The organism is Spongiactinospora sp. TRM90649 (genome assembly GCF_029382225.1).
Taxonomy (GTDB): domain Bacteria; phylum Actinomycetota; class Actinomycetes; order Streptosporangiales; family Streptosporangiaceae; genus Spongiactinospora.
This window is the reverse complement of the sequence record NZ_JARLTC010000002.1, coordinates 36,378-56,742: the sequence shown is the minus strand read 5'-3', so window position 1 is coordinate 56,742 and position 20,365 is coordinate 36,378. Positions and strand designations below refer to the sequence as shown.

16 protein-coding genes and 1 pseudogene are annotated in these 20,365 nt (G+C 73.7%); 13 read left to right on the top strand and 4 right to left on the bottom strand.

What is annotated here, in order from left to right; genetic code table 11:
• The first annotated feature begins 47 nt into the window (after nt 1-47).
• The 6 genes from P3X83_RS00300 (at nt 48) to P3X83_RS00275 (ending at nt 9,122) form a co-directional block, all read left to right on the top strand.
• Nucleotides 48-845, top strand: coding sequence for an FkbM family methyltransferase (locus P3X83_RS00300; protein ID WP_277303172.1), 798 nt, complete (start codon nt 48-50; stop codon nt 843-845).
• Nucleotides 842-2,464 carry a hypothetical protein gene (locus tag P3X83_RS00295; protein ID WP_277303171.1) on the top strand — a complete coding sequence of 541 codons (1,623 nt, stop codon included), beginning with the start codon at nt 842-844 and terminating at the stop codon, nt 2,462-2,464. Before P3X83_RS00300 ends, P3X83_RS00295 begins: the two co-directional genes overlap by 4 nt.
• 137 nt (nt 2,465-2,601) lie before the next feature.
• Nucleotides 2,602-2,733 (top strand): hypothetical protein, encoded by a 132-nt coding sequence (locus P3X83_RS00290; RefSeq protein WP_277303170.1) that lies wholly within the window; start codon nt 2,602-2,604, stop codon nt 2,731-2,733.
• Nucleotides 2,734-2,783: 50 nt separating this feature from the next.
• Entirely contained in the window at nt 2,784-4,052 is a 1,269-nt protein-coding gene (locus P3X83_RS00285) for a glycosyltransferase family 4 protein (RefSeq protein WP_277303169.1), read from the top strand.
• Between the two features lie 7 nt (nt 4,053-4,059).
• Nucleotides 4,060-8,151, top strand: a complete 4,092-nt coding sequence (locus tag P3X83_RS00280) for an alpha-(1->3)-arabinofuranosyltransferase family protein (RefSeq protein ID WP_277303168.1) — start codon at nt 4,060-4,062, stop codon at nt 8,149-8,151.
• Nucleotides 8,148-9,122: a DUF3068 domain-containing protein gene (locus P3X83_RS00275; protein ID WP_277303167.1), complete on the top strand. Its 975-nt coding sequence runs from the start codon at nt 8,148-8,150 to the stop codon at nt 9,120-9,122. The genes P3X83_RS00280 and P3X83_RS00275 overlap by 4 nt, the downstream gene beginning before the upstream one ends.
• Here the strand turns inward: P3X83_RS00275 and P3X83_RS00270 are convergent.
• The gene (locus P3X83_RS00270; protein WP_277303166.1) at nt 9,019-10,281 is read right to left on the bottom strand and encodes an acyltransferase; all 1,263 of its coding nucleotides are present in this window, start codon (nt 10,279-10,281) and stop codon (nt 9,019-9,021) included. The two genes, P3X83_RS00275 and P3X83_RS00270, sit on opposite strands and share 104 nt — an antisense overlap.
• Before the next feature lie 111 nt (nt 10,282-10,392).
• Between P3X83_RS00270 and P3X83_RS00265 the strand changes: the two genes are divergently transcribed.
• The 5 genes from P3X83_RS00265 to P3X83_RS00245 all read left to right on the top strand — a co-directional run bounded on the left by P3X83_RS00265 (nt 10,393) and on the right by P3X83_RS00245 (nt 16,162).
• The gene (locus P3X83_RS00265; protein ID WP_277303165.1) at nt 10,393-11,328 is read left to right on the top strand and encodes a DUF3068 domain-containing protein; all 936 of its coding nucleotides are present in this window, start codon (nt 10,393-10,395) and stop codon (nt 11,326-11,328) included.
• Nucleotides 11,329-11,407: 79 nt separating this feature from the next.
• Complete coding sequence (locus tag P3X83_RS00260; protein ID WP_277303164.1) at nt 11,408-13,168, top strand: hypothetical protein; 1,761 nt, start codon at nt 11,408-11,410, stop codon at nt 13,166-13,168.
• The gene (locus P3X83_RS00255) at nt 13,165-14,070 is read left to right on the top strand and encodes a decaprenyl-phosphate phosphoribosyltransferase (RefSeq protein ID WP_277303163.1); all 906 of its coding nucleotides are present in this window, start codon (nt 13,165-13,167) and stop codon (nt 14,068-14,070) included. The genes P3X83_RS00260 and P3X83_RS00255 overlap by 4 nt, the downstream gene beginning before the upstream one ends.
• Nucleotides 14,067-15,398, top strand: a complete 1,332-nt coding sequence (locus P3X83_RS00250; protein ID WP_277303162.1) for an FAD-binding oxidoreductase — start codon at nt 14,067-14,069, stop codon at nt 15,396-15,398. Before P3X83_RS00255 ends, P3X83_RS00250 begins: the two co-directional genes overlap by 4 nt.
• Nucleotides 15,395-16,162 carry an SDR family NAD(P)-dependent oxidoreductase gene (locus P3X83_RS00245; RefSeq protein ID WP_277303161.1) on the top strand — a complete coding sequence of 256 codons (768 nt, stop codon included), beginning with the start codon at nt 15,395-15,397 and terminating at the stop codon, nt 16,160-16,162. Before P3X83_RS00250 ends, P3X83_RS00245 begins: the two co-directional genes overlap by 4 nt.
• Here the strand turns inward: P3X83_RS00245 and P3X83_RS00240 are convergent.
• Nucleotides 16,159-16,695: a cysteine dioxygenase family protein gene (locus P3X83_RS00240; protein ID WP_277303160.1), complete on the bottom strand. Its 537-nt coding sequence runs from the start codon at nt 16,693-16,695 to the stop codon at nt 16,159-16,161. The two genes, P3X83_RS00245 and P3X83_RS00240, sit on opposite strands and share 4 nt — an antisense overlap.
• Before the next feature lie 75 nt (nt 16,696-16,770).
• Between P3X83_RS00240 and P3X83_RS00235 the strand changes: the two are divergent.
• Nucleotides 16,771-17,078 (top strand): annotated as a pseudogene (locus P3X83_RS00235) (LysR family transcriptional regulator); the annotation flags it as partial.
• Between the two features lie 21 nt (nt 17,079-17,099).
• Here the strand turns inward: P3X83_RS00235 and rarD are convergent.
• A complete protein-coding gene (gene rarD / locus P3X83_RS00230) occupies nt 17,100-18,035 on the bottom strand; it encodes an EamA family transporter RarD (protein ID WP_277303159.1) in 936 nt (311 codons plus the stop codon).
• 147 nt (nt 18,036-18,182) lie between these two features.
• Here rarD and P3X83_RS00225 point away from each other — a divergent pair, with 147 nt between their 5' ends.
• A complete protein-coding gene (locus P3X83_RS00225) occupies nt 18,183-18,569 on the top strand; it encodes a hypothetical protein (protein WP_277303158.1) in 387 nt (128 codons plus the stop codon).
• 255 nt (nt 18,570-18,824) lie between these two features.
• Here the strand turns inward: P3X83_RS00225 and P3X83_RS00220 are convergent, their stop codons facing one another.
• On the bottom strand, nt 18,825-20,177 hold the full coding sequence (locus P3X83_RS00220) for a M20/M25/M40 family metallo-hydrolase (protein WP_277303157.1): 1,353 nt from the start codon (nt 20,175-20,177) through the stop codon (nt 18,825-18,827).
• Nucleotides 20,178-20,365: the final 188 nt, after the last annotated feature.

Sequence of the window (20,365 nt, the reverse complement as noted above, 5' to 3'; positions counted from 1 at the left end):
GATCGGGCCGGTACCAGGTGGTGTCCGCAAGCGGATGTAATGGGCGTGTGCAGGGCCGGAGTCGGATCGCGCTGAGGCGGGCCGCGGTGATCGTGCGCGGCGCGGTCGCCGGGGCGATCCCGCCGCGCTGGTTCGCCGCGCTGCTCCGGGCCGCCTATCCGCGCCTCGACGCCGAGCTGGCCCGCGCGGAGACGTTCGTCCCGCGCGGGGGCACGGCGGTGGACGTCGGCGTCTGGTACGCCCCCTGGACGGCACGCCTGCGCGCGCTCGGCTGCGACGTCGTCGCCGTGGAGGCCAATCCCCGGCTCGCCCGGCTGGCCCGCCGCTCGTTCCCCGGCGTGCGGGTGGTCGAGGCGGCGGCCTCCGATCGCGCGGGCACGGCGGAGCTGTGGATCCCCGGCGGCGGGCGGGGCGCGGAGGCGACGGCCTCGCTGGTCCACGCCGAGGGGACCAGGGTGGTGGTGCCCGCGGTCCGGCTCGACGATCTCGGGCTGACCGGGGTGCGGTTCATGAAGATCGACGTGGAGGGGCACGAGGCCGCGGTGCTGCGCGGCGCGCGGGAGACCGTCGCGCGTGACCGGCCGATGCTGCTGGTCGAGCTGGAGACCAGGCACCAGGACGTCTCAGTGGCGATCGACCTGGTGACCGGGTGGGGATACGCGCCCTATGTCCTGACCGAGGGGCGGTGGACGCCGCTGGCGGGCTTCGACCTCGCGGCGCACCAGGCCGCCCGCGCCGGTGAGGTGGCCCGAGGGTTCATCGCCCGGGTGCTCCGCCCGGGGCCGGAGTACGTGAACATGGTCCTCTTCGTCCCCGACGAGACGCCGTTCCCGGTGGGCGAATGACCACCGGATATCGCGCCGTGCTCGCTTGGGCCCCCGCGCTGGCCGGGCTCGCCCTGGGGGTGCCGGCGCTGGGCCCTGCGCTCGGTCCTGGGTTCGCGCTGCGCTACGACATGCTCTTCGTGCCCGACCCGCCGCTGCGGGGGCCGGGCGGCGGGTTCCCCCGGGCGGTGCCGAGCGACCAGGTGGTGGCGGCGCTGTCCGCCGTCGCGCCCGCCGACCTCGTGCAGAAGGCGATCCTGCTGGGGATCTTCGTGCTCGCCGCGACGGGAGCCGCCGCGCTGGTGGGCGGCACCGACGCGCGCGGGGGTCGTATAGGCGGTACCGCCGGGGGCGGGGGTCGTATGGGCGGTACCGCCGGGGGCGGCGCGGCGGGGCGGCACGCCGTCCGTCTGTGCGCGGCCGTCTTCTACGCGTGGAACCTTTACCTCGCCCAGCGATTGCTGCTCGGTCAGTGGGCGCTCCTGCTCGGGTACGCGGGCCTGCCGTGGGCGGTCCGCGCGGCCTCGCGCGGCGACGGGGTGCGCGGGACGGCACGGCTGGCGCTCGCGCTGCTGCCCGCCGCGATCGGCGGGTTCCAGGCGATGCTGGTGTCGGCGCTCGCGGTGCTGCCGGTGTCGGGACGCCGGTTCCCGCGTGCGCTCGCGGTGCTCGCCTTGCTCGCGCTGCCGTGGGCGGTCCCGGCGCTGGCCGTGACGGGTGTGCGCGGCGATCCGGCGGGTGTGCACGCCTTCGCCGCCCGCGCGGACGGCCCGTTCGGCACGCTCGGCTCGCTGCTGTCGCTGGGCGGCGTGTGGAACGCGGGGGCGGGGGTGCCGGGGCAGGGTGATGCCTGGTTCGCGGCGGTACGGCTGGCGCTGGCGGCCTTCGCGGTCGCCGGGTTCTTCGCGCTGTCGCGGCGCGGGCGCCCGCCGTACTGGACGGGCCTGCTCTGCGGCGCTGCGGCCGGGCTGGCGGTCGCCTGCGCGGGCGCGTTCGCGCCCGGTGCCCTCGGGGCGCTCGTCGGCCTGTGGCCGGGCTTCGGCCCTCTCCGCGACGGCCAGGCGTATCTGGCGCCGCTCGCCCTCCTCCAGGCGGTGGGGTTCGCCGCCGCCCTCGCCTATCTGACCGGATCGGCCGATGTCTTCGGGAGACGGGTGATCTTGGCGGTGGGGGTCGTCGTGCCGGTGCTGGTGCTGCCGACGTTCGCGCTCGGGGCGTTCGGGCGGTTGACGGCCGTTCCCTATCCGGCGGACTGGCGGGCGGCGCAGGCCGTCGTCAACGCCGATCCGGCTCCCGGGGCGCTGGTGTCGCTGCCGTGGAGCGCCTACCGCGCGCCCGCCTGGAACGGGGGCCGGACGGTGCTCGACCCGGCGGCCAAGATGTTCTCCCGGCCGGTGGTGCGCGACGACGGCCTCGGGGTCGGCAGTGCGACGGGTACGGTGAGGGTCGCCGGTGAGGACCCCGTGGCCCGGCGGGTCGGCGCGCTGATCACGGGCCCCGGTCCGCTCGATCGGCGGCTGGCCGCCGAGGGCGTCCGATACGTCCTGATCGAGGCCGCGCACAAGAACGTGTTCCTGCCGCGCTTTCCCGGAGCCCGACCGGTGGTCGATGGCCCGTGGGTCGTACTGCTTCGCCTCTGACGCGGCTTTCGTGGTCAGCGGCGGGGCAGGCCCGCTACCAGGAGGTTTATCACGTTTTGACCAATTCGCTGGCCGCTTTGTGCGACACGTTCTAGTCTCGGTTGCGCCTGCGTTCCCGCGGCGAGAGGAGAGGCTCAGTGGTGCGTGTCATCGCCGCCTTGGCGATCGGAGCGATCCTGGCGGTAGGGGCGTCCGTGGCCGTCGTCAACGTCGCGGCCCCGTCGCCCGAGCCGCCCGGCCGTCCGCTCTACAACTACGGCATCAGGTGATCGTCTACCCGCGCGGCCGTGTGCCCGTGCCGTTCGAGTGAGGGGTGGGCGTGTCCGTCGATCCGGCGGCGACCGGCGGGCCGCGCCTGGGCGCACGGGTGGCGGGCGGTGAAGAGGCGGCGCGTCCCCCCGGACGGCTGTCCGGCGTTCGCGTCGCGATCCTCAACTTCCGCGAGCCCGCCCAGCGGGCCGCCGGAGGGGCCGAGGAGTACGCCTGGCAGGTCGGCCGCCACCTGACCGGCGAGGGCGCGTCGGTGTCGTTCGCGACCGCGCGGGAGCCCGGGCAGACGCGCGCCGAACGCCGCGACGGCATCGAGCTGTGGCGCATGGGCGGCCGGTTCACCGTCTACCTGCTCCTGCCGATCTGGCTGCTGGTCAACCGCCGCCGCTTCGACGTGGTCGTGGACTGCATGAACGGCGTCCCGTTCTTCGCGCCGCTGGTCGTCGCCGAGGGCACACCGGTGATCTCGCTCGTCCATCACGTGCACGCGCGCCAGTTCTACGCGTTCTTCCCCCGCTGGCTCGCCCGGATCGGCTGCTTCATCGAAGGACCCGTCGCCCGGCTGGTCTACCGGCGGTGCGCGACCGTGACGGTGTCGGAGTCGTCCAGGCGTGAGCTGATCACGCGGCTGCGCCGGCCGGCCCCGATCAAGATCGTCCCGAACGGCAGCCCGGCCGTCCGGCCCGTGGCGCGTGACGTGGCGGTCCCGGGCGACCCCGCCGTGGTCTACCTGGGCAGGCTCGTGGGGCACAAGCGGATCGAGCGGGTCGTTTCCCTGGCCGCGCGGCTGCGGCACGACCGGCCGGGGCTCCGCGTCCACGTGATCGGCCGGGGGCCTGAGCGCGACGGCCTCGCCGCGCTGGCCGGGGAGCTGGGCGTCGCGGACCGGGTGCACCTGCACGGATACCTCGCGGAACCGGACAAGAACGCCGTGCTCGGCGCGGCCGTCCTCAACGTCACGGCCTCGGAGTTCGAGGGCTGGGGCCTCACCGTGATCGAGGCGGCCGGGCTCGGCGTCCCCACCGTCGCCTACGACGTACCCGGCCTGCGCGACTCGGTACGGCACGGCGAGACCGGCTGGCTGGTCCGTGAGGGCGAGTACCTGGCCGACGTCGTGGACCGGGCACTGACCGAACTGGCCGACCCGCGCCGCCGCGCCGAGATCCGGACGGCCTGCCTGCGCTGGGCGGCCGAGTTCACCTGGGACAGGACCGGCGCGGCCATGACCGACCTGATCGCCGCGCGGCTGCGCCCCGGCGGCGCGGCCGTACCGGCGGCGGCGCTGGCCCTCGCGCCCGGCGAGACCGACCCGACCTGAGCGGCCTGTGACCTTCCCCCGTCCGGAAGACGTGTGGGCGCGCCTGCTGGCCGCCCCCGCCGCGCTCGGCGCGTCCGACGCGCGGTACAAGGACCGGTCGCGGCTGCTGGCCGGGTGCGCGTTCCTGGTCGCGGTCGCCTTCCACATGGCCCCCGGCATGATCATCGCCGAGACGAAGCTGGACATGCCGGTCAACCCGCTGGGGTTCCTCGCGCGGGCGCTGCACATGTGGGAGCCCGCCTACCTCGGCCAGCTCCAGAACCAGGCGTACGGCTACCTGTTCCCGATGGGCCCGTTCTACCTGGCCGGCGGGTTCGTCGGCCTGGAACCGTGGGTGATCCAGCGGCTGTGGGTGGCCCTGGTGCTCTGCGTCGCCTACGCCGGCGTGACCCGCCTGGTCCGTGCCATGCGGATCGGCGGCACGCTCGCCGGGGCCGCCGCCGGGCTGGCCTACGCGCTCGCCCCGCACGCACAGACGCTGCTCGGGTTCAACTCGGTGGAGTTCCTGCCGAGCGCGGTACTGCCGTGGATCATGCTGCCGCTGGTGCTGGGCTGCCGCGGCGACCTCGGGCCGCGCCGGGCCGCGTCGCTGTCGGCCCTGGCGTTCGTGGGGGCCGGGGGCATCAACGCTTCCGCCGAGCTGGCGGTCCTCGTCGTGCCCGGCCTCTACCTGCTGACTCGTGGATGGGGGCCCCGGCAGCGGCGGCTGGTCGCCTGGTGGGCGGCGGCGATCACGGCGGTGTCGCTGTGGTGGGTCGCGCCGCTGGTCCTGCTCGGCAGATACGTGTTCTCGTTCATGCCCTACACCGAGAACGCGTTCACCACGACGCTCGTCGGGTCGCTGACCAACGCGCTGCGCGGGGTCAACGACTGGGTGGCGTTCCTGCCCGTGGACGGCAAGCCGTACCTGCCCGCCGGGTACGAGCACGCCTACACCCCTTGGCTGATCGTGGTTACCGCGCTGCTGGCCGGACTCGGCCTGGGCGGGCTCGCGCTGCGGCGCACCCCGGAGCGGGCGTTCCTCGTGATCACGCTCCTCGTGGGGACGGCCGTGGTCGTGGCCGGTCACGCGGGCCCGCTCGCGCCCCTGATCAGGGACCTGCTGGACGGCGAGCTGGCGCCGTTCCGCAACCTGCACAAGTTCAACGCCCTGATCCGGCTGCCGCTCGCGCTGGGCCTGGCCGCGCTCGCCGTCCACGTGGCACGGTTGCGTCCCGTCGCGCGCCTGCCGGTGACGGTGGCCGGGGCCGGGCTCGTCGGGCTGAGCCTGGTCCCGGTGGCCACCGCCGGGATCGCCCCCGCCGGGGCCTTCTCCGAGCTGCCCGGGTACTGGCGCGACGCCACTTCATGGCTGGATGAGCGGGCGGGGCTGGGCACGGTGCTGGCCGTCCCCGGCGTGCGGCGCGGGGAGTACCTGTGGGGCAGGCCGATCGACGAGCCGCTGCAGCCCCTGCTGCGGCAGGCCCGGTGGGCGGTCAACACCAACGTGCCGTGGGGGTCGGCGGGCGCGTCGCGGCTCATCGACGCGATCGACGACCGGTTCGCGACCGGGCGCGGCTCGGCCGGGCTGACGGCGGTGCTCCGCCGGATCGGCGTGCGGTACGTGCTGGTGCGCAACGACCTCGACCGGGTCGCCCTGGGCGGGGCGTGGCCGTCGCGGGTCCATGAGGCGCTGGCGCGCTCGCCGGGGCTGGAACGGGTCCGCGGGTTCGGGCCCGCCGTCGGGTACGCCGAGACGTCCACGGCGGGCGGCTGGCTCGACCAGCCGTACGCGGCCCTGGAGGTCTACGAGGTCACCGGCGCCGCCCCGGTCGCGGGGACCGTGGACGAGCGGGCCGTGCGGGTCCTGGGTGGCCCCGAGGCGGTCCTGACCATGGCCGAGGAGGGCGTGCTGACCGGTGACCGCCCTGTGCTCCTAGGAGAGGACCCAGGGGACGCCGGGGAGGTCGTGGTCACCGACACCATGCGCCGCCGCGACCTGTCGATCAGCGACCTGCGCCGGGCGGCGGGCCCGACGCTGACCGCCGGCGAGCCGTTCGAGAGCCTGGGGCCGGTCGAGGACCTGATCGACCCGGCGTGGGCGGAGCCGAAGACGACGGCGCGGCTCGACGGGGTGAGACGGGTGCGGGCCTCCTCGTCGGAGGCCGGGCTGGGGGCGCTGCCGTCGGTCCGCGACCCCGGGCGCGCGCCGTTCGCGGCCCTGGACGCCGACACGCGCACCGGCTGGCGCTCCTCCGGCTGGGAACCGCCGGAGGGGGAGTGGCTGGAGGTCGAGTTCGACGCCCCCACGAAGGTCGCGCCGCTGCGCGCGGTCTTCGACGACTCCCACGGCACCGCGCGGGTGACCGAGGTGATCGTGCGGACCGACGCGGGCACCGCCCGCACCAGGGTGGACGCGCACGGCACCTGGCAGAAACTCAACGTGCGGGAGGGCGTCACCACCCGGCTGCGCGTGACGGTGGCGGCGGTGGCCCCGTCCCCGGCGACGCGCGTCGGGCTGCTGGAGCTGGAAGTCCCGGGCGTACGGCCCGGCCGCACGCTCGTCGTGCCCGACGCGCCCGACGCCTTCGGGGACGCCTTGGTCGTGACGAGCCGCACCGACGGTGCCTCCGCGTGCACGCCCGGCTCCTACGCGTGGACGTGCGCGGAGGAACTGCGGGTGATCGGGGACGACGGCGGCGGGTTCGACCGGTCCGTGCCCGTCACCTCCGGCGCGAAGCAGGTGATCAGCGGCCGGGCCACGCTCGTCGACCAGCGCCTGGCCGAGCGGATGCTCGCGCTGCCCGGGGTCCGCCCCAAGGTCGGCGCGTCCTCCACGCTGGCCGACGTGCCGATCAGCGGGGCGTGGGCGGCCTTCGACGGCGACCCCCGCACGGTCTGGTACGCCTCGGACAAGGACCTCACACCGACTCTCACCGCCGAGCTGGGCAAGACCGTCCGGCTGTCCCGCCTGAAGATCGACTTCCCGGACCTGCGGCTGGGCGCGCCCCCGGTCCGCGTGACCATCGAGACCGACGGCGGCACCCGGCAGGCGTGGGCCTCCGCCGACGGCTGGATCGACTTCGCGCCGCTGAGGGCCAGCCGGGTCAAGCTGGTCTTCAGCCCCGTCGGCAGGCGGAACGTGGAGGTCGTCGGCGTGACCCTGCCGGGGATCGCGCCGCTGCCCGGCTTCGACGAGGCCCCGCTGCGGGTGCCGTGCGGGCTGGGCCCCGAACTGACCGTGGACGGCGGGCGCGTGCGGACCGAGATCGTCTCCGGCACCATCCGCGACCTGCTCGAAGGCCGCCCCCTCGGCTACCGCTCCTGTGGCGAGGTGCAGCCGGAGACGGACCGGATCCGTGTACGGGCGGCACCCGTCCAGGCGTTCAGGGTGGACTCGGCGGTGGTCGGCACCGCGTCCGCCGCGCCCGTTTCGTCCGGCTCGCCGATGAAGCCCGCCGAGGTGCGGTCGTGGGGCGCGGGGGAGCGGCGGCTCGCGGTCTCCACCGACCGGCCGTCGTACCTGGTGGTCAACGAGAACTTCAACCGGGGCTGGGAGGCAAGGGCCGACGGCCGCGCGCTGACCCCCGTCCGCCTGGACGGCTGGCGTCAGGCGTGGCGTCTGCCGCCCACCGACGGCGAGATCACCATCGTCTACGCCCCCGACCGGCTCTACCACGCCTTCCTCGTAGCCGGGGGACTGCTGGTGCTGCTCGTGCTCGGCTCGGCCGTCGTGCGCCGCCGGGACGGCGCCGGCCTGCACCGCACCCCGCCCGCCCCGCTGCGCGCCACCTGGCTCTGGCCGCTCGCGCCGCTGCTCGGGTACTGGGCGGCGGGCTGGGGCGGCGCGGCCGTCGCGCTGGGCACGTGCGTGCTCGCCCTGTGGTGCCGGACGCGAACCTCTCCTTCAGACCCCACCGGCCGGATCGCGGCCGTGATCGCGTCGCCGTGGGCGGTGGCCGGAGCGGTCGGCCTCGCGGGACCGGCGACGGCCTACGGCGGCGCCCTGGGCGCCCTGGGGCCGCGTGTGGCCGACGCCGCGTGCCTGGTGGCACTCGGGCTCCTCACGGCCGCCATCGGGCTTCCTGAGCGCTCTCGGCCGCGCGGCGGAGCATCGTGAGCGGCCGGGGGCTCGCCACGCTCGCCGCCGGGGCGTTCCTGATCACCCTGGCGGCGCTGCTGCGCGGCGTGGTGGCGCCCGCCGCGTTCGCGCTGCCGGCCGTCCAGTCGCAGGTGATCAGGCTGACCGACGGCGACGCCTCCTACCTGGACACGGCCCGGCTCGCCCAGCGCCGGGGCGTCCCGGTGGAGATGACCGTGGCCCGGTACGGCGACACCGGGGCCGCCACCCGTGACACCGCCGTGTGGACGGAGTTCCTCTCCCTCACCGCCGTCGACGGCCCGCGCATCGACTACCACGAGCGCCGGGTCGCCTTCGACCGCCGGGGCGGCGGGATCGTCGACTGCTGCGGCTCCTACCTGGACGAGGACGACCAGACCGCCTGGCGGGGCCTGGCGTTCCGCTGGCCGGTGGGGGCGCGGCCGGTGCCGTACCGGGTGTTCGACCCGGTCGTCCGGCGGCCCGTCACGGCGTGGTTCGACGGCGTCGAACGGGTGCGCGGCACGCTCACTTACCGCTACACGCAGCGGTTCGTGAACGAGGCGATCCCGCAGCCCGCGCCGCCGCTGCCCGCACGGCTGCTGGGCCTCGGCGGCAAGGCGGACGCCGAGCACCCCACCGCGGCCTTCCTGGACGGCCGCCGCACCCACTGGGTGGACCCGGTCAGCGGCATGGTCGTCGCCGTCCGCGAGGAGGTCACCCGCACGCTGCGCACCGCCGACCGGCGCGGCGAGGCCGTCGCCTTCCGGGCCGAGCTGCGCACGACCGAGGAGAGCGAACGGCAGGCCGCGGACCAGGCCCGCGCGTTCCGTTTCCGGGCGACCGCCGTGAAGCTCGTCCTGCCGGGCACGTTCCTGCTCGCCGGGCTCAGCCTGCTCTGGTACTCCCGGCGCTCCCTCCGCGCCGCCCGCCCAGCCGCAGCACCGGAGCCTCCACCAGCCGATACGACAGATCCGCCAGCACGATCGTGACCACCGCGCACACCACCAGGCCGGTGATCAGGTCGCCGGTGAAGTCCGGCTGCCCGGTCAGTCGGTAGTAGCCGAGGATCACCACGAACTGCCACAGGAAGATCCCGTAGGAGATCCGCCCCAGGTAGCGCATCACCCCGTTGCCCAGCAGCGCCCCCAGCGCGGACGGCCGCGCCGGGAGGAACGCCACCGGCGACAGCAGCGCCACGACGAAGGCGGTGTAAAGGACCGTCTCGAAGACGTCGGTCCAGGCGTCCTGCAGCTCGAAGAACCGTCCGCCGGTGATCGGGGTGGCCGCCACGGCGAGCACCATCGCGGCGATCACCCAGCAGGTCACCCACGACTGGGCGACGGCGGCGATCAGACGGCGGACCCCGGCGGCCGGGTCGGGCTCGGCCCGCGCCCACAGGGTGATCACCGCGAGCGCCATCCCCGCGCAGAAGTAGATGATCGGGCGGGGGAGCCAGAGCCCGAGCTCCGGGCGAGCGTCTCCGGCGTGCATCGGGATCGTCCAGAGCAGCGATATCGAGGCGAGCGCGCCGATCCCCATCAGCAGCCGCCGGGCACGCGCCCGAGGGTCACCGCTCCCCTTGATCGCGAACGCGCGGAGGCCGACCGCGATGAGGGGGAGGACCAGGTAGAACCCGACCTCCACCGACAGGCTCCACATCTGCCCGAGCCCAGGCGGGCCGAGGCCCTGCCACCACGGGTCGGGGACGTAGTTCTGCGCCAGCAGCAGGAGCGGCGCCCAGTCGAGCGGCTCGCGCGCCCTTCCCCACCACAGCATCGCGACCACGACGACGAGCCAGTAGGCGGGCAGGATCCGCAGCGCCCGCCGCCACAGGTAGGCGCGCGCCGCCGGGCCGACCGTGCCGTACATGGCGGCCCTGGCCCACGGACGGTAGAGCAGCAGTCCGGACAGCAGGAAGAAGACCGGTACGCCGAGGTCGCCCCTGGACATCAGCGCGCCCAGGAAACCCGGCTGGAAGGCCGCGCCGGTCTGCGCGGCCACGTGGTAGACGAGCACCACCAGCGCGGCGACCGCGCGCACGCCGTCCAGCGCGCCGAGGTGGCCGTCCACGGCGGGGAGATCCGCCGCCCCTTCCCGGGGAACGGCGGCGGCGGTTCCGGAGATCGCCGCCGAGTTACGTTCGGTCACTTTTCCGCATCCCTGGTGACGTGCGTCAGGAGCGGCACTAACATACCGCGAAGTGAAACCTGTTATAGGGCAGTTGAGTGGGTGGAGCGGCCGACCGCTCCGGGAGGGGCCATGCGTCGCGTCATCGGCTTGGTGCTGATCGGCATGGGGGCATTCCTCCTGGTGCTCGCACCGCTCATCCGCTTCTGGGCGGCGCCCCGGCTGATCGCCGCGCCCGCCGACTACTACCTCGTGACCAGGCTGGAAGCGCCCGGCGGGCAATATTTCAGCGTGCCGGAGGAAGGCGTCGTGAAGGGCGACCTGAAGATCACCATCACCACCCGGGGAGACGTCGGCAACGCGGCCGGCGACCGGGTCGTATGGGACGAGTTCATGTCCGTTGACGACGTCACCAACGAGACCGCTGGAATCAGTTACATCCAGCGGCGCAGCGCGTTCGACAAATATTCCGGAATCGGCGTCAACTGCTGCGGGACCAGTGTGGACAGGGAACCTGTCGAGATCTCCGGTCAGGTCTACAAATTCCCCTTCGACGTCGAGAAGAAGACCTACCCGGTGTTCAACGCGACCGCCCGCAAGGCGTTCGACGCCGAGTTCGCCGGCGAGGACGTCGTGGACGGCCTGACGGTCTACCGCTTCGAGCAGCGGGTGCCCGCCACGAAGATCCGCTCGCTCAGCATGCCCGCCGGCCTGCTCGACCTCCCGGGCGACAACGGCGACACAGACGAGGAGGTGGACGTCGACCGGTACTACGAGGGGACGAACACCTACTGGATCGAGCCGGTCAGCGGCTCGCAGGTCAAGCAGGAGCAGCAGCGCCACGACGTGCTGCGGACCCGCGACGGCGTGGACCGCTCGGTCGCCTTCAGCGTCGACGCCAAGATGACCGGCGAGACCGTGCGGGCCCTGGCGGACAACGCCCGCGCCGCGCGCGGCCGGATCGCCACCCTGCGGACCAACGTCCCCCTGTCGCTGACGGCGGCCGGGGCGGCGGTCTTCGTCACCGGCCTGGTCGTCGCGCTCCGGCGGAGACGCCGAGCCCACTGAGGCCCGCCACCGGATGCCCCCTTCACACCCCGCCCCCACGAACGCGCCCCCCGCCCGGGGTGCGGCGCGGGGGCGGTGGGTGCTCGCGGCCGCGCTGATCATGATCGTCGGGCAGCTCGCCTGGCGGGGCATGCTGCTCGGCGACGCGTACTTCTTCGGGGACGACCTGACCCTCACCGGGCGGGCCGCCGCCTCCGGGCTCACGCTCGACTACCTGACGACCGTCCACGCCGTGCACGTGATGCCCGTCGGACTCGCCGTGGTCTGGGCCGTCACCGCGCTCGACGCCTACAACTGGACGCTCGCGGCGGGCTCCCTGCTGCTCCTCCAGGCCGGAGCGTCCCTGGCGGTGCTGCGGATGCTGGTCGTGCTGTTCGGCGCCCGCGTCGGCGTCCTGGCGCCGCTGGCGGTCTATCTGTGCGCCCCGCTCACCTTGCCCGCGTTCCACTGGTGGGCGGCCGGGGTGCAGGCGGTGCCGTTCCAGGCCGCGATCGCCATGGCGGTCGCCTCGCACGTCATGTACCTGCGGGAACGACGGCCCGCCGATGCCGTGAAGACCGCCGCGTGGTTCTTGCTCGGCCTCGGCTCGTTCCACGTGAAGGCCGCCGTGGCGATCCCGCTGGTGCTGCTGGCGGTGACCGTCCTCTACGCCGGACCCCGCTTCGGACTGAGCGGTGGCGGGGTCCGTGAGGCCCTGCGCCGCGTCGCGCCCGCCTTCGCCGCCTACCTGGGGCTCGCTGCGGCCTACTCGGCGCTGCTGCTGCCCCAGCTCGGCGACCTCACCCAGACCGCCTCGGTGCCCGCCCCTGGACAGATCGCCGCGTTCGCCGCGCAACTCCTCGGGGTCACCTTCCCCGCGCTCGCCGTCGGCGGGCCGGGCACCTGGTTCTCCGTCATGGCCGCGCCCACGACCGCCGTCATCGTGCCGGCCTGGACGGCCATCGCCGTCATCGTCGCCGCCACGCTCTACCTGCGCAGGGGAGCGTGGCGGGCCTGGCTGACCCTGCTCCTCTACCTGCCGCTGGTGGACGTCCTCCCGGTGATCCTGGGCCGGGGCGAGTTCATCTCCCTGGCCAGGGAGGGCCGCTACCTCGCCGACGCCGCGCCCGTCCTGGCGCTGTGCCTCGCGCTCGCCACGCTGCCGCTGCTGGGGGAGAGCAGACCCTACCGCCGGGCCGCCCCGCCGTTCGTGGCCCACGTGGCGGCCGTCGTGGCCGTGGTGCTGCTCGCCGGGTTCTCCGTCGTCTCGGCGGGCCGCTACGCGGACGGACTCGCGGCCGAACGCGTCGAGGTGCGCGACTACCTCGCCGCCGCACGCCGTACGCTCGCCGCCGCCCCGCCGGGCACGGACGTCTACCCGCAGCGGCTCCCGCAGGACGTGCTGGTCTTCGGCCTGATCGACGACGACCTCAGCTCCCGCACGCTCAGCCCGCTCGCGCCCCCGGGACTGGCCGGGCTGATGCGGAACCCCAGGCCGAGCGCCGCCCCGATGATCCTGAACGAGCGGGCGCGCGGGCTCGTCCTCGCCGACGTCGCGGGCGCGATCGCCTGGCCGCAGACGGCGGGGGGCTGTTTCCGCCAGGATGGCGGAGTGATCGACGTGCCGATGGCCGTCCGTGACGGCTTCCAGGTGTTGCGGTTGAACTACCGCGCCGACGTCCCCACCGCCGCCTACGTACGGGCCGGGCGGCAGGAGACCGAGATCGTCTTCGAACGCGGCGGCGGCGCGGTCTACGTGCCGATGGACGGCCGTGGCCGGTCCGTCCGCGTGGAGATCCTTTCCCCGGGGACGAAGGTGTGCGTCGGCGCGGCGGCGCTGGGCCGGATGGTCGCCAGATGAGCGCCGGGCCCGCGCTCGCGCGGCGGAAGGACGCCGGGCGGCGCGGCTCGCCTGCGTTCGCGCTGCTGCGCGCCTGCCGTCCGCGCCAGTGGGTCAAGAACGCGCTGGTGCTGGCCGCGCCGCTGGCGGCGGGGGAGCTGCTGACCGTGCGCGGCGCGGTCGCCTCGCTGATCGCGTTCGTCGCGTTCTGCCTGGCGTCGTCCGGCACCTATCTGCTCAACGACGCGGCCGACGCCGCCGCCGACCGGCTGCACCCCCGCAAGCGCCACCGGCCCGTCGCCAACGGCCAGGTCTCCGTACGGCGCGCCCGCGTCGCCGGGGTGCTGCTCGCCGCGAGCGCCCCCGCCGTGGCCGCGCTGACCGGCGACTGGCGGCTGCCCGCCGTGGTGGCCGGCTACCTGGCCCTCACCTTCTCCTACACCCTGTGGCTCAAGCACCAGCCGGTCGTGGACCTGGTCGCGGTCGCCGCCTGCCACGTCATTCGGGCCTTCGCCGGTGCCGTCGCCGTCGACGTACCGGTGACCGGATGGTTCCTCGTGGTGATCTCGCTCGGCTCGCTCCAGCTCGTCGCGGGCAAGCGGGAGACCGAACTGCGCGCCCGGCCGTCCACAGGGGCACGCGCCACCCTCGCCGCCTACACCCCCGGCTACCTGGCACAGGTCCGCACCATGTGCTCCGGCGCGATGATCGTGACCTACTGCCTGTGGGCGCTCAACGAGCATCCCGGCCCCTTCCACGCGCTCAGCATCGTGCCGTTCCTGCTGATCGTCCTGCGGCATAATCTCCTGGTGGACCGGGGGATCGGCGAGGAGCCGGAGGAACTGGCGCTCCGCGACCGTCCGCTGCAGGTCTTCATCGCCGTCCAGCTCGTCCTCCTCGTGCTCGGGATTCATCTCACGTGACGTTCCTGACCGGCTGGGGCCGTACCGCCCCCACACCCGCCCACGTCCACCGGCCCCGCACCGCCGAGGCCCTGGCCGCGCTGGTCGCGCGGGGCTCGCCGCGCGGCATGGTCGCCCGCGGCCTCGGCCGCGCTTACGGCGACGCCGCGCAGAACGCCGGGGGCGCGGTGATCGACTGCACCGCCCTCACCGCCTGGCGGCTCGACCCCGTCACCGGTGTGGTCACCGCCTCGGCCGGGGCCGCCCTGCACGACCTGATGACCGGCCTGGTGCCGCGCGGCTGGTTCCCGCCCGTCACCCCCGGGACCAGGTTCGTCACCGTCGGCGGCGCGGTCGCCGCCGACGTGCACGGCAAGAACCACCACGTGGACTCCTCCTTCGGGGCGCATCTGCGCTCGATCACCCTCATCACGGCGGACGGCGAGACCCGCGTGCTGCGACCCGGCGATCCGCTGTTCTGGGCGACGGTCGGGGGCATGGGCCTGACCGGCGTGATCGCCGAGGCGGAGTTCGCGTGCGTGCCCGTGGAGACGTCCCGGATGGTCGTGGACGTCCAGCGGACCGCCGACCTCGACGAGACGCTCGCCGTCATGGCCGACACCGACCGGCACCACCGCTACACGGTCGCCTGGATCGACCTGCTGGCCAGGGGCGGGCGCGCCGGGCGGGGGGTCCTCACCCGGGGAGACCACGCCCGCCGTACCGACCTGAAGGGCGCGCCGGGCGACCCGCTGGCCTTCGCGCCCCGCACCCGCCTGGCCGCCCCCGCGCACCTTCCGGGCGGGCTGCTGAACCCGCTCACCGTCCGGGCCTTCAACGAGGCGTGGTACCGCCGCGCGCCCCGCCTGCGACATGGCGTCGTACAGGGCATCGCGCCGTTCTTCCACCCGCTGGACTCCGTCGCGGGCTGGAACCGCGTCTACGGCCCGCGCGGGTTCGTGCAGTACCAGTTCGTCGTCCCCGACGGGCGCGAGGAGACGCTGCGCCGGATCGTGGAGCGGCTGTCCGCACGCGGGGTGGTGTCCTTCCTGACGGTGCTCAAGCGGTTCGGCCCCGGTACGCCCGCCCCGCTGTCGTTCCCGATGCCGGGGTGGACGCTGGCGCTGGACATCCCGGCGGCCCGTCCCGGGCTGGACGGCCTGCTGCGCGTCTTCGACGAGTGGGTGGCCGAGGCGGGCGGGCGGGTCTACCTGGCCAAGGACTCCAGGTTGCGCGCGGACATGACGTCCGCGATGTACCCTCGCCTTTCCGAATGGCGGGAGGTCCGCGACGGCGTGGACCCCGGCGGGGTGTTCCGATCCGATCTGGCAAGGAGACTCGACCTGTGAGGAACGCTCTCGGCGGGGTGGACACCGTGCTGCTGCTCGGCGGGCGCAGCGAGATCGGGCTGGCGATCGTGGAGCGGCTGGTGCGCGGCGGCGCGCGCAAGGTGGTGCTCGCCGTACGCGACGCCGGTCGGGACGGCGCCGTTCCGGACGGCCTGGTCTTGAACGGCATGCCCGCTGAGGTGCACGTCGTGGAGTTCGACGCGTCGCGGCCCGAGACGCACGCCGACGTGATCGAGACCGCGGCCCGGCTCGTCGGCGACCTCGACGTCGTGATCGGGGCCTTCGGCGTGCTGGGCAGCCAGCGGGCCTACGACGCCGACCCGGCGTCCGCCGCCGGATCCGTCATGGTCAACTTCGCGGGCCACGTGTCGGCCGGGCTCGCCGCCGCGCGCAGGCTCCGCGAGCAGGGCCACGGCACGCTGGTCGTGCTCTCCTCCGTGGCGGGCGTACGGGTGCGCAAGGCCAACTTCGTCTACGGCGCCTCCAAGGCCGGGCTCGACGGGTTCGCGCAGGGGCTCAGGGACGCCCTGCACGGCTCGGGCGCGAGCGTGCTGATCGTGCGCCCCGGCTTCGTGCGCGGCCGGATGACACGGGGTCTCACGCCCGCGCCGCTGTCCAGCACGCCGGGTCAGGTCGCGGACGCCGTCGTCGCCGCCCTGCGGGCGAGGCGCGCCTCACCCGTGTGGGTGCCGTCGGCCCTCGGGCCGGTGTTCGGCGTGATGCGCCTGCTGCCGCGCCCGCTGTGGCGCCGGCTGCCCCGCTAGGCGGTCGTCACGGGCAGGTCGTAGGTACGGCGGACGCTGCTGCCGAGACGGGCCAGGTCCGCGCCGTAGACGTGCACCGAGACGCCCACCTCCCGGCTGGTGTTGCGGACCATGTGGATGTCGCCCGGCGGGGCGAAGCCGTTCGAGTCGCCCGGCAGGTTGTCCACCTCGCGGGTCTCCACCAGGCGGTCGCCGTCGAGCCGGTAGAGCGTCTCGTGCTCGATCCCGCTGAGCACCCCGAAGGCGCACCAGGCGACGTGGTCGTGGATCACGGTCACCTGGCCGGGACGCCACACCACTCCGGCGATGGAGAAGTCGGGATGCGAATACAGGACATAGGAGGCATATCCATCCGGATCTCCTTGGCGTTCCTCCTCGGTGAGGAGGTCGCGCGCGCCAAGCGCGCGCCGGCTCAGGAGGTCCGCGACGGCCTGTGCCGTGTCGGCCGATACGAGGCCGCGTGCCACGATCCTGCGGACGTCCGTAGCCAGGCGTGCGACGGCGGGACGGTTCGCGCTCATGACGTCGCTCATGTCTCCAGGGTGGCCACGCCTGGTACATGCCGTCTAATGCGGAAATACAAGAGGTTCCATAGATATCTTTGATGAATGCTGGATATGGTGCGGCTTCGCGTGCTGGTGGCGGTGGCCAGGACCCGATCCGTCACTGCCGCGGCCAAAGAGCTGCACTACTCATAGCCATCGGTCAGGCACCACCTGGCCCGGCTGGAGGCCGAGACCGGCGCCAAACTCGTGCAGCGCGCCGGGCGGGGCATCCGCCTCGCCGAGGCCGGGCGGCTCCTCGCGAGGCGCTGCGCATGCTGCGCGCGGGCTACGTGGACGTGGCGGTCATCTTCCGGTACGCCGACACGGCCCCGGAGGACCAGGCGATCCGCCTGACCCGCCTCACCGACGACCAGCCTCGTCCCCACCACCGCTCAGGGCGAGGGGGCCCTGAGGTCGTAGCCCTCCGCCGTCCCGGCGACGGCGGAGGTGGACGCGCGTCTCCGTGCGCGCAGGCCGTCCACGGCCAGTACGGCCAGCGCCGCCCACAGCAGCGCGAACCCCGCCCAGCGCGGGCCCGGCATCTCCTCGTGGAAGACCAGCAGCCCGATGAGGAACTGCACGGCGGGCTCGATGTACTGCAACAGTCCGATAGTGGTGAGCGGCACGCGGGTGGCGGCGGCGCTGAACAGCAGCACGGGCAGCAGCATCACCAGGCCGGATCCGATGCCGAGCGCGGTGTTCGCCGCCGAGACATGGCCGAAGGTCGCGTTACCCGTGAACTGCAGCACCAGCGTGTAGACCAGGGCGAACGGGAAGAGGATCGCCGTCTCCACCAGCAGGCTCTCGGCCGCGCCCGCGTTGAGGTGCTTCTTGATCAGGCCGTAGGTGCCGAAGGTGACCGCCAGGCCGAGCGCGATCCACGGCGGCCTGCCGTAGTCGACGGAGAGGATCAGCACGGTGGCCGCGCCGAGCGCGATCGCCGCCCACTGCCACCGCCGCAGCCGCTCCCGGAACACGATCACCCCGAAGGCCACGCTCACCAGCGGAGTGATGAAGTAGCCCAGCGACGCCTCCACGACCTGGCCGTTCATCACGGCGTAGATGAACATCGCCCAGTTGACCGCGGTGAGCGTCCCGGCCGCGGCGAGCAGCGCCAGCGTGCGCGCCCCGCGCGCCAGCCGCCAGGCCCGCCGCCAGCGGCCCATCGCGCTCACCAGCACCATGATCGCCACCAGCGACCACAGTGCCCGCAACGCCATGATCTCCACCGGCCCGGTGGGCTCCACCAACGGCCAGTAGAGGGCGGAGAGCCCCCACAACGCGTACGCCGAACCTCCGAGCAGCAACCCCCGCCGCGCCTCAGACATCTCCCTCACCCTAACCACCCCACCTGTGGACGGCCTGCGGCCGGTTGTCCACAGAATCCCGTTCGGCGGCGACGACGACTTGACCTTCGTGTGACTCTTGGTAGCCACAGATGACCAGAGCGAGAGCAAGGAGCTACCCTGGTGTCCATGGCGCAGGTCTGGGCGACGATCGCCACCCTGGCGACGACCCTGCTCACAGTGGTCGGTCTGGTCGTCCGCACAATGAAGACCGAATTCAGTGCATTAAGAGCAGAAATGTCCGGCCACTTCGCCGCAATCGACGCACGATTCAGCGGCGTGGACGCCAAGTTCACCGCGATAGACGCCAAGTTCGACGCGATGGACGCCAAGTTCGCGGCGATGGACGCCAAGATGAACGGCCTGAGAGGCGAGATGAACGCTCGCTTCGACACCGTGGATCACCGGCTGAGCGGGCTGGATCGGCGAATGGACAAGATCGAACATCTCGACCGGGAGGTACACGCGCTCACCCTCAAGGTCTTCCCCGGCCGACCGCCGGCCGAAGGCGAATGACCCACCTGGATTACACGTGCGCGCCCGATTCCCCGGCCGACCACGCCGCGACGGTGGCCATGGCCCACGACCTGACGCGATCCTCGAACCCGGCGGCGGGAAAGCCGCCGTCCCCGGCCACATCACCGATCGTGGTGTCATTGGCGACCGGAGGCCGAAGCCGCCGCGGAAACGGCGGAGCCCCCGGGAAGTCCTCCGGAGCCGGCCGACGCCCGCTGTGGTGCCCCCGCCCGAGGGGCGGGGGCACCGGGGTTGTTAGGGGGTGGTGGCTGTGGTGGCGTATTGGTGGAGGAAGAGGGCCTCGGTGGTGGCGGTGCGGCGGAGTTCTTCGAGGTTGAGGCGTTCGTTTGGGGCGTGGATGGCGGCGTCGTCGTCTTCGGCGCCGAAGAGGAGGATTTCGGCGGCGGGGAACTGTTTGACCAGGGTGGAGACCAGGGGGATGGAGCCGCCGGCGCCGATGTCGCGGGGTGGGCGGCCGTAGGCGCGTTCCATGGCCTTGTCGAGGGCGGTGCGGGCGCGGCCGCCGGAGTCGGCGAGGAAGCCGGTGCCGAAGACCATGTCGGAGAAGGAGACCTGGACGCCCCAGGGGGCGACCTGGCGGAGGAAGTCGGTGACCGCGTCGACGGTGGCCCTCGGGTCTCCGGCCGGGGGCACGCGGACGGTGACCCTCGCCCGGGCGGACGGCTGGACCGCGTTGATGGCGTGCGCGACGGACGGCGCGTCGATGCCGGTGACCGTCACCGCGTAGGAGGCCCACAGGCGGTCGGCCACCGACCCGGAGCCGACCAGTGCGAGCCCGTCGAGCACGCCGGCCGTCGCCCGGAAGTCGTCCTCGGACGGGCCGGTGCCGAGGAACGTGCCCCTGGGCAGCCCCGGGACGCGGATGTCGCCGTTGTCGTCGTGGACGGCCGCGAGCATGCGGACCAGGGCGGCGAGGGCGTCCGGGGCGACGCCGCCGAACTGGCCGCTGTGCAGCGACTCGCGTAGCGTGCGGACCTCGACGGTGAAGCCCCCCATGCCGCGCAGCGACGTGGTGACGGACGGGTCGCCGAGGCGCTGGTTGCCGGTGTCGGCGACCACGATGGCGTCGGCGCGCAGCAGGTCGGGGTTGCGCTCGACGAACGCCTCAAGGCGCTCGCCCGCGTACTCCTCCTGGCCCTCGATGATGACCTTGACGCCGACCGGGAACCGGCCGTCGAAGGCCCGCAGCGCGGCGACGTGGGAGATGACGCCGGATTTGTCGTCGGCCGCGCCCCTGCCGTACAGGTCGCCGTCGATCAGGGTGGGCTCGAAGGGGGCGGTCTTCCACTTGGCCAGGTCGCCCGCGGGCTGCACGTCGTAGTGCGCGTACAGCAGCACGGTCGGCGCGCCGGGCGGGGCGGGGGCCTCGGCGTAGACGGCGGGGAAGCTGCCCTCGACCGGGATCTGCCGGACGACGGGCAGGCCCGCGCCGCGCAGCAGTTCCTCGACCAGCGCGGCGGCGGCGTGGACGGGCTCCTCGGGGTGGCCGGGGAAGGCCACCGACGGAATGGCGACGAGGCGCCTGAGGTCTTCGACGGCTTGGGGCATGCCGGCGGCGACGGCCCCTTCGATCTGGTCAGGAGTCACGACGTCTCCCCGAGTCGGAACGGAAATCTGGGTCAGCCGGCCTTGGTCGTTCGGTCCGCTGTGCTTTATCGGCCTATTGGATCACAGGTGGCCCCGAGGGGTTGCCCACCTCACCGCGGGTAGGTCACCGGGTCCGTTGCGCGACGAAATGGGCGCGCGGATTTCGTAGCTATTACATGTAGAAACAA

What these genes read in the sequence shown, in the direction of transcription:
- P3X83_RS00255 (WP_277303163.1), top strand. Translation starts at nt 13,165, where the DNA reads ATGAGCGCCGGGCCCGCGCTCGCGCGGCGGAAGGACGCCGGGCGGCGC.
- P3X83_RS00225 (WP_277303158.1), top strand. Translation starts at nt 18,183, where the DNA reads ATGGCGCAGGTCTGGGCGACGATCGCCACCCTGGCGACGACCCTGCTC.
- rarD (WP_277303159.1), bottom strand. Translation starts at nt 18,035, where the DNA reads ATGTCTGAGGCGCGGCGGGGGTTGCTGCTCGGAGGTTCGGCGTACGCG.
- P3X83_RS00265 (WP_277303165.1), top strand. Translation starts at nt 10,393, where the DNA reads ATGCGTCGCGTCATCGGCTTGGTGCTGATCGGCATGGGGGCATTCCTC.
- P3X83_RS00240 (WP_277303160.1), bottom strand. Translation starts at nt 16,695, where the DNA reads ATGAGCGACGTCATGAGCGCGAACCGTCCCGCCGTCGCACGCCTGGCT.
- P3X83_RS00295 (WP_277303171.1), top strand. Translation starts at nt 842, where the DNA reads ATGACCACCGGATATCGCGCCGTGCTCGCTTGGGCCCCCGCGCTGGCC.